At 28.1% G+C, this 13,915-nt stretch carries 15 protein-coding genes; all 15 read right to left on the bottom strand.

The window, feature by feature from the left end; translation table 11 throughout:
* Positions 1-10 precede the first annotated feature (10 nt).
* Entirely contained in the window at positions 11-1,510 is a 1,500-nt protein-coding gene (locus CHHT_RS00245; protein ID WP_034963009.1) for a hypothetical protein, read from the bottom strand.
* Positions 1,507-2,124, bottom strand: coding sequence for an HAD family hydrolase (locus CHHT_RS00240; protein ID WP_034963201.1), 618 nt, complete (start codon positions 2,122-2,124; stop codon positions 1,507-1,509). Before CHHT_RS00240 ends, CHHT_RS00245 begins: the two co-directional genes overlap by 4 nt.
* Entirely contained in the window at positions 2,117-2,782 is a 666-nt protein-coding gene (locus CHHT_RS00235) for a cyclase family protein (RefSeq protein ID WP_034963007.1), read from the bottom strand. Before CHHT_RS00235 ends, CHHT_RS00240 begins: the two co-directional genes overlap by 8 nt.
* A 1-nt stretch (position 2,783) precedes the next feature.
* The gene (locus CHHT_RS00230; RefSeq protein WP_034963005.1) at positions 2,784-3,665 is read right to left on the bottom strand and encodes an NAD-dependent epimerase/dehydratase family protein; all 882 of its coding nucleotides are present in this window, start codon (positions 3,663-3,665) and stop codon (positions 2,784-2,786) included.
* Positions 3,666-3,681: 16 nt separating this feature from the next.
* A complete protein-coding gene (locus tag CHHT_RS00225; protein WP_034963003.1) occupies positions 3,682-4,602 on the bottom strand; it encodes a phosphoglycerate dehydrogenase in 921 nt (306 codons plus the stop codon).
* Entirely contained in the window at positions 4,590-5,510 is a 921-nt protein-coding gene (locus CHHT_RS00220; protein ID WP_051663771.1) for a methyltransferase domain-containing protein, read from the bottom strand. Before CHHT_RS00220 ends, CHHT_RS00225 begins: the two co-directional genes overlap by 13 nt.
* Positions 5,402-6,172, bottom strand: a complete 771-nt coding sequence (locus tag CHHT_RS00215; protein WP_176318064.1) for a xenobiotic acyltransferase family protein — start codon at positions 6,170-6,172, stop codon at positions 5,402-5,404. The genes CHHT_RS00220 and CHHT_RS00215 overlap by 109 nt, the downstream gene beginning before the upstream one ends.
* Entirely contained in the window at positions 6,172-6,642 is a 471-nt protein-coding gene (locus tag CHHT_RS00210) for an acyltransferase (RefSeq protein ID WP_176318063.1), read from the bottom strand. The genes CHHT_RS00215 and CHHT_RS00210 overlap by 1 nt, the downstream gene beginning before the upstream one ends.
* Positions 6,639-7,595 (bottom strand): NAD-dependent epimerase/dehydratase family protein, encoded by a 957-nt coding sequence (locus CHHT_RS00205; RefSeq protein ID WP_034963001.1) that lies wholly within the window; start codon positions 7,593-7,595, stop codon positions 6,639-6,641. Before CHHT_RS00205 ends, CHHT_RS00210 begins: the two co-directional genes overlap by 4 nt.
* A gap of 1 nt (position 7,596) precedes the next feature.
* Positions 7,597-8,187 carry an acyltransferase gene (locus tag CHHT_RS00200; protein ID WP_034962996.1) on the bottom strand — a complete coding sequence of 197 codons (591 nt, stop codon included), beginning with the start codon at positions 8,185-8,187 and terminating at the stop codon, positions 7,597-7,599.
* A 40-nt stretch (positions 8,188-8,227) separates the two neighbouring features.
* Positions 8,228-9,079 carry an FkbM family methyltransferase gene (locus CHHT_RS00195; protein WP_034962994.1) on the bottom strand — a complete coding sequence of 284 codons (852 nt, stop codon included), beginning with the start codon at positions 9,077-9,079 and terminating at the stop codon, positions 8,228-8,230.
* A complete protein-coding gene (locus CHHT_RS00190; protein WP_232051090.1) occupies positions 9,070-9,864 on the bottom strand; it encodes a 3-deoxy-manno-octulosonate cytidylyltransferase in 795 nt (264 codons plus the stop codon). The genes CHHT_RS00195 and CHHT_RS00190 overlap by 10 nt, the downstream gene beginning before the upstream one ends.
* A gap of 71 nt (positions 9,865-9,935) precedes the next feature.
* Positions 9,936-10,703 (bottom strand): HpcH/HpaI aldolase family protein, encoded by a 768-nt coding sequence (locus tag CHHT_RS00185; protein WP_034962992.1) that lies wholly within the window; start codon positions 10,701-10,703, stop codon positions 9,936-9,938.
* Entirely contained in the window at positions 10,687-12,198 is a 1,512-nt protein-coding gene (locus CHHT_RS00180; RefSeq protein ID WP_034962990.1) for a lipopolysaccharide biosynthesis protein, read from the bottom strand. Before CHHT_RS00180 ends, CHHT_RS00185 begins: the two co-directional genes overlap by 17 nt.
* Complete coding sequence (locus CHHT_RS00175; RefSeq protein ID WP_034962988.1) at positions 12,185-13,912, bottom strand: LIC12162 family transferase; 1,728 nt, start codon at positions 13,910-13,912, stop codon at positions 12,185-12,187. Before CHHT_RS00175 ends, CHHT_RS00180 begins: the two co-directional genes overlap by 14 nt.
* Between the last annotated feature and the right edge of the window lie 3 nt (positions 13,913-13,915).

Here is a 13,915-nt window from a genome sequence, read left to right as displayed (position 1 = left end):
TATTTCTTCCTCAATTTATTTCAAAAATTTTTATTATATTTTGCTCTATAGGTTCTACAAAAAAATTATCTTTATACCAATTTGATATCTTTTTTATCTCTTCTTTATTATTTTTTCTATAATCAAGAAGTCTATTATACAAAAAAATTATTTCATCTTTACTAAAAGCCATATCCCAAATCTTGCCTTTCCCGTATTCCACCAAAGGATTTGCTGTAAGATTATCTTGACTAGCTATTATAATCACAGATATTCCACAAGCTACAGCCTCTACACTTGTACCTGATGCAGTACCTATTACAAGTTTTGTAGTTTCAAAAAGTTGATAAATATTTTTCTCAGTGATCACTATATTTTTAGGTAATTTACCAAGATTTTTTATATTGACCGCAGGATGATTTTTAAAAATTACATTATTAAATTTATCCATATTATCTATCATATATTTTGTATCATTTTCTAAATATGAGCCAAGCAGCAAAATATTTTTTTCTTCTTTTATGCCAGAAAAACTAAATATATATTTATATCTAAAAGAAACTCCAACACTATATTTTACTTTTTTTCTATCTTGCAAATAGTATCTTCCATTTACAAGCACTCTATGTGGAGATGATAAAATTTCATAGTCTAGATCACTAACATATGAATTAAAATATATCTCATAATTGAGATAAAACTGCATTGCAATTAATTCTATTTTGTCTGTATTTTTTCTTATTCCATAGTTAAAGCTTCTTTCTATTACTTGAAATTCGCTCCAAGAATATATTTTTTTGATATTTTGAATATTTGCTAAATTTTTACCTAAGATATACCTTGTAAATCCAGCAAAATTTGCATAACTTATATCATGCAATAAACAATTATTAAATATAATATCTATATCGTTAGCTTCATTTTGTAATAATCTTAGTGCTTTAAACGGATATATAAAAATTAAAAGTAGTAGCTCTATAAAGTCTTTAAATCCCAAAAATTCATATTCAAATATAAAATCTCTATGATCTTTATTTATTATCCTAAAAAAATTTATTAATTTAAATGGGTTTTTTTCCACCAAATATGGTCTTAAAAGTATTGTATAATTAACATTATATTTTTCTAATACATCATATAGATCTTTTAAATAATTTTCTTCAAATGTTCCTCTTTTGTTAATATTGTCAATCAGTGCAAATATATCTATAATATTTGTAATATTATTTTTTCTTCGCTTGCGATAATAAATTTTAAATAAAATAAAAGCTATAAAATATGAAATAAAATAATAAAAATTCTTCAAATAATATTTAAAACTATTTTTTAAAAACAATATCTGTTTATTTTTTATAACTTTTTGATTATTAAAAAACTTTTTCGGAAATTCGCTAGCATACGGATTTGTTATTAAAGTAGGATTTACTATATTATAAATATCCCATTTGCAATTTTGTTTTATATTCTCTATATATCGATGAAATATTTTTTTTCTATCATGATATAATTGCTCTAATTGTTTTGCATTCATATTACAAATCCATTAAAGCCATGAATATACTCGCCTAATTCTTTTAATTTTGTATTATTAAATCCATAGAATTTAATTGCATTTATCTTTGCCGATTCATAATCGTTTATGCTATCGCCTATCAAAATTGTTTCCTTTGGACTGTAATTATATGTTTCTAATATTTTTTTTACTAAATAACTTTTATGGATTGGCGAACCATTTATAGTTATAAAATATTTACTCAAATCTAATTTTTTGCACAAATACTTTAACTCTTTTTCATCAGATCCTGAGACTATATGAAAATTATAGTTTTTATAGTTTTTTTCTATAAAATCAACAGTCTGAGATATAAGATATTTTTTATTTGTAAGCTCATTTTTCATAATTACTGAGAATTCATTTGCTATTTCTTGTATTTTTTCATCACTTATATCTTGATTTAAAATAGTATTATAAAAATATCTAATTTTTATATACCTACTTATTCCTCCATTTAATCTATGATAATCTAAGAATTTATCTACTAAATTTTTATTAAAATTTTCAAAAACCTTAGCAAATCCATAGTCTTTTATCGGCATGCTATCTAGTATTACACCGTCAAAATCCCATAAAATATTTTTAATCATAAATTTTACCCAAAACTGTACAAGGCAATCCATCGCATTTTGCTACCCTAAGCGGAGAGATTATTATCTCTTTAAATTTAGTGTACTCGCCAACACTTCTTAGATCCATATCTTCTAAAAGCAATATCGGCTTATTTGAGTTTAAAAAAGCCTTATGTGATTCTCTACCAAGTGCCCTATTTGAAAAACTAGATACAGATATAGAGTCAAATCCGAATACTCTTATATTTGGAAATCTATTAGATAAATAGTTATATATTTTTGGACCAAACCCATAATTTTGACTCCAAAATATATCTTTATCTCTAAGATCACATATCCCAGTTTTTACTATAAGTATATCGTACCCTATATCTTCTATATCATCTAATCTGCTTAATAATTCATTTTCTATAACCAAATTGCGTGGTTGCACATCAATAAATAAAACATTGTCAAATATCCAAAAACTAGCATCAAAATCAACTATAGTTTGCCCATTTTCATAAAAATGATATGGCATATCTATATGAGTTCCAATATGTAATGTAGTAGATATAGACGTATTATTAGCAATATCGCCATTTAAAATACTACTTCTTTTTTTTAATAAAATTTTATCTCTATTTCCATAAGTTGGTGTATTCTCATCTAAAATATAAGATAAAAATTTAGTCATTTTAAATTTCCATATCTTGATGAATTTTTTGTATACACTCTAGTAATCCTTGACCTAAATCTATATATGGATTTGCTACTAACTTTTTTGCCACTGAAGGCTGAAAAGCATAAGGAGTAATTTTATAATGCCCCATATTTGTATCACTAATTTGTTTTATAGATAACTTATTTTGCATAATTTCATTAATCATTACCAATAAATCTATACGCTTAAGTTTTTCTATCCCAGTTAGTATAATATGCTCATTTTCATACTGTGCATCATCTAGTATATCAACAGATAATTTAGCAGCATCTGCAGCATGTATATACTCACGTAAATCTTCACCATCTCCTTTATAGGTTAGCTCTCCTGAATGTATTGCTTTATATAGTAAATTATATATATAATTATTATGACTAGCCCTTTCACCATATAATGATCCATATCTTATGATAGTATATTTTAGTCCATATCTTCTATAATATTCTTCTATTAATTTCTCAGAAGAGTGCTTACTTATACCATAAAATGAACCATCTAAACTTAAAGAATATGCACTACTAGCATAAACAAATCTTTGTATATTAGAATTTTGTCTACAAGCTTCTAATATATTTAAATTTCCCATAACATTTATATTGAAAGTTTGAACTGGGCTATTTATAGCATCTTCTAAATTTGCTATAGCAACAAAATTATATACTATATCTGCATCTACTATGATGTTTTTTATATTATCAATATCTGAAATATCTGCTTTAACAAAAACTTGATTTTCTTTTAAATACATAGAACGATTTATATCTGCTATAGTAACAAAATAGCCGCGCCTAGTAAGCTCATCGCAAACATAACTACCTAAAAAACCGCTACCTCCAAAAACTACAACTTTTTTCAACTTTTATTCTCCACATTTATTTAAAAAAACTTATCAAATGATTGATAGCAGATATACCCATAGACTCTACAGCTTCTTTGGAGTTACCACCTATATGCGGAGTGCAAATTAAATTTGGTAAATTTAATAACTCAACATCCGATGGTGGTTCTTCCATATAAGTATCAATGGCAGCTCCTGCAATAATATGATTTTTAAGTGCATATTTTAAATCTTCTTCATTTATTATACCACCCCTTGCACTATTTATTATAAAACTTGTATTTTTCATCATTTTTAATGTGTTTAAATTTACCATATTTTTTGTAGTCTCATCATAAGGAGTATGGATAGTTACGATATCGCATTTTTTAAAAATATCATCTTTAGATGCATTTATTAGATTATTTTCTATATAATATTTATCTTGTTCAATAATATCATTCGCATATATTTTACAATTGAACGGTTTTAAAAGCCTTACAAGCTCTCTACCAATACAACCAACGCCTATAATGCCTATACTTTTACCGCTCAACTGAAATCCACCTGATTTATTCCAAATACCGTTTTTGAGCTCATTTGATGTAATAAATAAATTTCTACAAAGCATAAGCATATAGCCAAGCGTCATTTCTGCTACGGATAACTTATTTACGCCACCAGTCCAGCCTACTGCAATATTTCTTCTCTTGCAAGCTTCTAGATCTATATTATTTAATCCAACACCATATTTTGCTATGATTTTTAAATTTGGGCATTTAGATAAAACATAGTCATCAATGATTTCAAGACCCACAATTATGCCATCCGCATCTTTGATATAATCAATTAGATTATCTCTTTGAAATCTTATTTTATTTAAATTTAATTTTACATTTGTAAAATGCTTATAAATTTCATTTTGTAAAAAATTATTTGTTGAAAAAGATGGTGAAGTGACAGCTATTTTTGGCATTTATTTTTTCCTTTATATATAACAAGTATTAAAGTATCACATTTCCAAGATTTTTTTAAATCATCGGCATAACTTTTGATAGTTTGTTTAGAAAACTCACAAAATCTACTTTGTCCGCCTGGTTTACCATCCATAAGCCAAGTTATATGGTTAGATAAATCATATCTTTGCTCTGGGATAATCTCGTATTTAAATCCAAGCCTATCCATTAAATACGCAATTGAAATAGGGTTATAATAGTAATGATGCGCTATAGACCAATAAAATTTCTCAAATGCATGTATATTGTAAAGTGAAGTCAAAGCGTCAGTTGACGACGGAATCTCAGCAATAATTATACCATCATCTTTTAGCAAAGAATAGGTTTTGGTTAAAAATACATAAGGATCTGCTATATGTTCAAAAACAAAAAAATGTGTTATAACATCAAATTTAAGTTCCAAATTATTAGAGATTAAATCATCTAAATTTTCATAAGCATTGAAATTATTTTTATGTAGAAATTCTAAAAATTCTCCGCTAGGCTCTACACCAAAACATTTAAAACCTTTTTGTCTAAAAGCCTCTAACATAAAACCAGATGAACATCCGATTTCTAATAAATTGCCACCAATTTTAGCATCTATATAATTTTGCAGATATTTCATTCGCCTTTGGACTTGATCTTGATTTGTTGCAATATGCTTCTGCGCATTACTCCAATCTCTATGATCTCCAACTCTTGTTGCCATAAACTTTTCAAATTCCATTTTATAAAAGCGCGTTTCCTCTTCTTCAGTTAGATATGGATACAAATATATTACACCACATTTTTTGCACTCATAAAATTTATGTTCTTGTGTACCGCCAAAAACATATTTAGACCTAATTCTCTGTCCTTTATTTGTTCCACATAATCTACAAAACATCTATGCAACCCTTGCAACATAGATATTGTGTAGATTATTAGTATACCCCCCCCCCACCTATTTGCAACAATTATTTTTTTAAATTTATCAAAACTATCAAACGCATTTTGATCAATCAGCTTTTGCAATTTTTGCCTATCAAAATTCCACCACTTTACTCTAAGCATAAACTCTATATCCTCCTTCGAATATCTAAATTTTAATATTTTTGCTGGATTCCCAACAACAACTGCATAATCAGGAACGTCTTTAGTAACAACTGCACCGCCACCGATGATGGCTCCATTGCCAATGCTAACACCTTTTAATACAAGAGCGTTAGCACCAATCCAAACATCATTCGCGATATTTGTTTCTATATAGTCTTTATCATAATTTCTATATCCTTTTACAAATTCACCGCTATGCTCATAAAGATAAAATGAATGTGTACTCACCTGTGTGTTATGCTCCCATAATCCAACATAACAGCCGCTAGAAATGGAGCAAAATTTACCTATATTTGTTTTATTTATTATGCTTTGCTGAGATATATAACTATACTCACCTAAGATACTATCTCTAACTTCAGCATATGCTTTTATCCTTGTATACATTTTTAGGGTCGAATTTAACACAACGGCAGTATCTGCGATATTTACTTTATTGTCTATAAAATTCACTATTTTCTCTTTTTAATTAATTTGGCAGGAACGCCGCCTATTACGCTATATTCGTCAAAAGTTTTATTTACTACAGCCCCAGCTGCCACTACACTTCCTTTTTTTAGCACCACATATTTTAATATAACACAATTTGATGCTATCATTACATTATTTCCTATTGTTATATTACCTCTATTGCCGCACAATGCAGAATTTGTTCCCATAAAAAAATTATCACCTATTGTTACCCCCCCCACTTCATGACCATATGAGGCATATAAAAAACTATTTTTTGATATTGATACATTTTTACCTAATGAAATATGTCTAAATCCAGTGATTGTACAACCAAAACCTATGCTAAAAAATCCATCAGTTTTTTTAAATAAATATTTATAAATATGATATCTCAACTTAACACCCAATGCAGTCGGTACATATGAAATTAATTCAATGAAAATACTTGATAACGCCGATAATATTTTCATAATATTTCCTTGCATACTTTTGTATAAGCCCATTTTATCATACGATTTAATCCACCATTAACGCCTTTAAAGTCAATTAATGGATATGGATATAAAGAAATAAGTTTGGAGTTATCTGCATATATACCAAACTGATCACCAGGAGTACCATCTGATAAGATAATTTTTTTATTTATACCGGTATATTGTTTAATTAAATTTATTATATTTGCAACGGTTGTTTTTTTACCAGTACCTACATTAACAATCTGATTATTAAAATTTGGATTATCAATTGAATTTATTGTGATATCAACTACATCATCAATATAAATCAAATCCCTAAAACGTTCCAAACTACCTTTTACAATAACTTCATTAAAGCTATTGTCTATAAATTGTTTTAAATATATACTAACCATCCCTTGCTTTAAGTTATTTAAATTTTGTCCTGGTCCATACACATTAAAGTATCTTAAAGATGTATAATTTATACCAAATTGTCTATAAAAAATATCCATATACTTTTCACTAGCCAATTTACCAACGGCATAAAATGATTTTGGTGCCGGATTGTCAGATTCGCTAAACCACTCTTGAACTGTATTTTCTCCATATATAGACATTGTACTAGCATAAACAAATTTTTTACAATCTGTTTTAGCGGCATACTGTAATAATTTTATAGTTGATAATGTATTTGTATTTAAATCATATTCTGGATTTTCAAAACTTATTTCGCCAGAACTTTGTCCTCCAATATGAAATATTCCATCGAATTTTTGATTATCAAGTTTTAAAATAGTATCATCTTTACTAAAATCACCCTTAATAAAATCTGCGTTTTCTGGTATGTTTTCTATATACCCAGTACTTAAATTATCAATTATAAGAACACTATCGCCTCTATCAAGTAATTTTTTTGCGATAGCACTACCGATAAATCCAGCACCGCCAGTTACTAAATATTTCAAACTATTTCCTTTTTCTAATCAATTTTGCTGGAACTCCACCAACTATTGAGTATGGCTCAACATCTTTTGTAACTACACTTCCAGCAGCTATAATAGAACTTCTTCCTATCCTTGTATTTGCGGTTACCACACAATTAGAAGCTATCCAAACATCATCTTCAATAATTATTTCGCCGTAAGTATGACCTTGTTCTATAATCGGCAAATCAAGATTATCAAAAGTATGGTTAGATGCTCTTAGCACACAATTAGGCGCTATTGCACAGTTATTTCCTATAACTATTTTACCGCAAGAAGCCCCTAATTGGGAATTAGTATTCATAGAAAAATTATTACCGATTACCAATTCTCCGCAATCATTACTATAAATATAGCTATTTTTAGCAAAAGATATATTAGAGCCCAATGTTATATTTTCGAAACCAAGTATCGTCACACCTGTAGATATCCTAAAAAACCCGTTAGTACTTTTAAATAAAAATTTATATCCAACATATCTTATTATAACCCCAAAATCAGTTGGGATTATTGATAACAAATATATATAAGAATCGAAAAATAACCTTCTAAATATTCTAAATATTCTTTTCATAAATTTATCTACATAACAAATTTATATCAAAAAATTAAACCTATCTAGCAAATATATAATTAAACTGGGTTTTATAATTTCCATTCTCAATCATATCCGAATGGGATTTTTCAACCAGTGCAAACCCTTTCTTACTTAAAAAATTAATTACTTTTGAAGTATTTTCTTCTTTTTCATCTAGTTCGACGAATATGCTTTTTACGGCGTTACTATCCAATGTTTTATTTGCTCCATATATGATCTTATGCTCTATATTATCAACATCTATTTTAATATAGTTAGGGATATCAAAATTATATTTCCCTATCAATTCATCAATAGAATATGAAAACATACCCTGCTTAAAAACAATATCAGCTTTATAATCACTATTGCCAGTAGTTTCTAATCCTTTTATATTAAATTCGTTAAATGCCCCCCCCCAGCTAGTATTGCTCATATTTAAATAACCAAATTCATGAACATCTGAAATTGCCATCGGAAACATTGTAACATTATCTTTTAGATTATTAATTTCTATATTTTTTGAAAGCAATGCTGTATTAAGTGCAGATGGTTCAAAAGAATACACTTTTAATCCTTTTATACCGGCATACATAGAATACAAGCCTATATTTGCCCCTATATCCCAAAATACGGAATTTTTACTCATTTTATCCAGCCAAGTTATTATTTCTGGCTCTTTAGTAAAAAGTGTTTGTGATCTCCAAAGAGGTATACGTCCGATACAAAAATATTTTAAAACACCATACTTAGTAAATATTTTATCCACAACAGCCAAAGACTCTGCGCTTTCAGAACAAAACCTTTTACTCAAATATCCAGGCAGAATTTTTGGAATATTTACGTAGGTATTTTTTACAAAATCAAAAATACATTTTTTTATAGACATTTGTACTCCTTGTATAATTTATCTTTTATCATCATTTCTTTTACTTGTTCCAAATCCTCTTTTGTGTCAACGGCTTTAGTTGTATATTTCGTATTAATCATCTTAACGCTTAAACCATTTTCTAGTATTCTCATCATATCTACTGATTCTATTATTTCAAGAGGAGTTGATTTCATTTGATTATATTGCAATAAAAAATCCCTGGTGAATGGTATAACACATACTTGCTTTTTCATAGGCACATCAAGGACGCCTTTTTTTCTACTCGGTATAGGTTCTCTGCTAAAATATAAAGCGTTATTAAATTTATCCGTTACTACTTTTACTTCATTTGGATTTTCAAATGAAGCAACTGAGTCTAAATCGGCCATAAGATTGGTAATAAGTATAGACTTATCAACTACCATAGGAGCCACAGCCTCATCTATCATACCTGGGTGAGTTAGCGGCTCATCGCCTTGAACCATAACCATGATATCACATTTTTGATTGCTTTCTTGTTCTATTTTTAGCATAGCTTCTGCACATCTATCACTACATCTTTCATGGCAATTACTTGTCATTATAGCTTTTCCGCCTATAGACTCTATATAATCATATATCTCTTGATCGCAAGTAGCCACATATACTTCACTTAGAGCTCTGCTCATTTTAACTCTTTTATAAACATGACCTATCATGGGCATTCCAAGTATGTCGGCCATAGGTTTGCCTGGAAATCTACTAGATCCCATTCTTGCTGGTATAATCGAGATTATATTCAATTTAGCATTACTACTTCTCATCATTTTCCTTCTAAATTCTATCTATCATTTATAACATAGCAATTTTATCAGATATTTACTTGCAATATCTTTTATTTTGTATTTTGATTTCTTATCTTATTCATTCCATTAATTGCAGCATCTCTCATAAAAAAATAATCTATTCCATACGCTAAAAATACGCAACCCTGATCAATTTTTTGTTGCAGTTTTTTTGGATCCGTATCTACAACATGAAATCCAGATGGAATGTTATATTGTTTGCATTTATCTAAAGTTTTTTGAACAGCAGCCTTGACATCTTCTCTTTCAAATTCTCCAGGATATCCCATACTGCCAGACAAATCATATGGCCCGATAATAGTAGCATCTATTCCTTCTACCTGCAATATCTCGTCGATATTACGTACTGCATCAATATGCTCAATCTGAGCAATTATAACAAGCTCTTCGTTAACCCATTTCTTGTAAGCTTCAAAATTTACACCATACTTGCTGGCTCTATATAGACCTACTCCTCTTTTACCAACTGGTGGATATTTAGCATAATTTACTGCTTGAATCGCATCATCTCTAGAACACACCATCGGAACTATAATACCATCGGCTCCCATATCCAAAACTTTTTTTATAACCACCTCTTCATTCTTACTCACTCTAACAAGTGCTTTCATACCATTTGCTTGAATAGTCGCAATCAAAGTCTGAGCAGTATCTAGCTCTATAGAGGTATGCTCCATATCCACCACAAGCCATTCAAATCCAGCCAAAGACATAACTTCTATACTGATAGGATTACCTATCATTATCCAACTACCGATGGTTAGTTGACTATTTTTTAGTTTATTTTTTAATGACATAACGTCTTACCTTAGTTAAATTTGCTCTTATTTCATCTCTAGAAGTTGCAAAAATTTGTGGAAATATATATGTAAAAATTATAACTAATACTGTATAAAACAAACCTGATAATAAAAACTCCAGTAATGGTAATCTTAAATAAAATATATCATTAAATAAAAAACTAGATATAAAAGCTAGGCATATAAAAAATAATAGTGAATAGATTTGATGCCATATAAAATATGCGATATTAAATTTTAAAATCTTAGCATTAAAATATAATTGAACATTTACTCCTAGAAATTGTATTATAATCATTTTAGATGCCAATCCTAAAGCGCCCAAATTAAGAATATATATAAAAACAAATGTCAATATGATGCTTATAGGTGTTATAAAAAGTACAATATTTTTTAGAAGATTAGTATTTCCAGTTGCATAAAATATACTTCCGCCTAATTGCCCGTATGTTTGATGTATAGGGTAAAATGCCATTATTACAAGCACTATAAATGCACCTTGAAAATTTTCATCAACAAATATCATTAGCACATTTTCACTTTGAAAAGATATAAACACGGCGAAATAAGCAGAAATGCTATAAAGCATAGGAGTATATTTACAAAAAAGTTTTCGCATATTTTCTAAATTTCTTTGTTCGTATGATTTGCTAAATTCTCTTATAATAAGAGATGTCATAGAATTTGCAAATAGAAAGCATACGGCAACTATGCTATATGATAGTCCATAAAAACCAGTTTGTTCGCTACCTGCTTGTCTTTGCAATAACCATATATCGAAGAATCCAGATATTAGCAAAACAATACTATAGATTAGCAATGGATGACAATATAAAACAAATTCTTTTATTAAATTCATAATTGGTAGTTTAATGCTGAGAATATTCTTAAATATATCTTTTTTAATAAAAAGCCAAGACGTAATAAATAAAAAAGATACTAAGGATATATAATTAAAATAATAATAAAGCTCTATATCAAAAGTTAATTGATAAATAAAAAATAAAAGTATCAAGAGAGAAATTATCTTATGCCCTATCTTTATAAGCTCAACAGATACAGTCAAAGCATAAGCATCAGATATCTTAATAAATATCTGGGTAAACCATGTAAAAAAACTAAATACCAATCCCATATATATGTACTCAATGGGTATACCGGGAACAAAGTAGTTTATAAAACCTAAAATATGATTTACATAAACAAATCCAACTATTAAACACAAAATGAAAAATGAGTAAAGGAAATAAAAAGTTATCAATTCTTTTCTCTCATTCCTAGCACTAAGTTTAGTAAAAAAAGCCATAGAGCTGCCCATATCAAGCAGCCCTATGGCTTGCGTAAAAAACTCTTGCAAATAAATAAACTGGCCATACGCTACTGGACCTAATGCTTTTGGCACAATTGATATTAAAATCGCGTTAACGACTCCAAGTATGATATTTGTAAAAAGTTTTACTGAATAACGTTTTTTTAAGCTAGTTTCTTGCATTTTTTTCCAAAATATTATTAAATACTTTTATGTATTCTCTCGCCCAATCTTCAGATGTTCTTGCGTAATGATAGCAAAATTCACGTCTTGCTTTTTGAACCTCATCAGACAACCACCAATCATCAATATTGTCATATATAGAATTTATATGATGTGCTGCTTCTATTTCATCATAAAAAAGTATTTTTGCATCAATAAGCAATTGAATAATTTCAGGTTTTCTAAATGAATAGTAATTTTTATCTATAAAAATAACCGTTGGAAAATTCATAGCTAAAGTTTCAAGATATGTTGTATTCATATGATCTGATACAAAAAGCCTAGCATTTTTCAATCTACAATGAAATGTTTTAGAATGGTCATCTAATTTTATATTTGGAAAAGTATTTCTAATAGTCTGTTTGATCTTAAAACCGTTATCTACTGGATATGTTCTAACTAAAAATCTATCAATGCTACCTATGCTATTAAAAAATGATAATGTTTTTGGCAGATAGGCTAATTTTATAGCCGAACTTGGATAAAACAAATTCATTTGATAAAGATACTTAAGCATATCATTCATAACAAATAAAATATAACCATTTTTTTTAGATTTGATTTTTTGATTTAATTTTTCACTCGTGCATGCCTTTGTATGATAATCATCTTCCCATCCAAAAGTAATAAAATAATCCAAAATATCTCTTTCATACATTTCTGCATTGCAAAAATTGTCAACACCATACGAACCACCATGCTGAATGCCTACAAGAGAAATTTTATCTATATGTTCAGCTATAAAAAATTTATATAGATAATTATAATGTAAATAATTAGCCGTAACATATACTTTTGCTTTAGTTGATTTTTTATTTAAAGCAACTTTTCTCATATCACTAAAACCTTCCAGAAAAAGTAATGGAAAATTTTGCTCAAATAATGCAAAAAGTAATTTTATAAATTTATTATCTCCGTCATAATACTCAGATAACTCTTCTCGTAAAGCTACATTTTTATCCACACTTACAGAGAAACTATCATAAAAATGGTCAAAAAATATTTTGCCTTTTGACTTAAAAGCCAAATTTAAAGTAGAAAATTTATTTGAAAAATATCCGTTGCTAATAACTACACTTGGTTTTTTTGCAAAAAAAATATTTAGTAATCTATACGATATCTCTCTTATCTTTGAGTTTTGTTGACTATAAGTATAAGCTTGACCTATCTCATATCGCTTTGTCCTAAATTTATATCCCAAATACTCAAATATCTGTGAATACAACTGTAGATTATATGCATCACTAGAAATATTTGCTATGAAGTCTTTATATTCTACAGGTGTAATATAATTGTCTTTATGTAAAACAAAGGTATCAAATTTAGAATAAGCTTTTATAAATTCTTCAATGCATCTGTATCTATCATATACTATTTGAATAAAACTCCATAGCCAATTCCCTATTATTATCTTCCAATATCTGCTACTTTTATCAATACCATGTACGTTATTTAAATAATTGGATAAAATAGGCATTATTTCATCGTAAATATTCCAACATTCTTTAAATGCTGCTTTAACTACTTGCTCATTACTCCATAAAAATGGCATTGTTTCATATGCTTTCAAATATTTTATATCTGAGTTTGTCTTACACCATTCACCCAAAAAAATAATTTTATCTGCTTTTTTATCCCAAAACTCATCTAATGCAGTAGTTGCTAAAAATACCAAATT

This window comes from Campylobacter hyointestinalis subsp. hyointestinalis, from assembly GCF_013372145.1.
Taxonomy (GTDB): Bacteria; Campylobacterota; Campylobacteria; order Campylobacterales; family Campylobacteraceae; genus Campylobacter; species Campylobacter hyointestinalis.
This window is presented reverse-complemented; position numbering and strand designations above follow the sequence as displayed.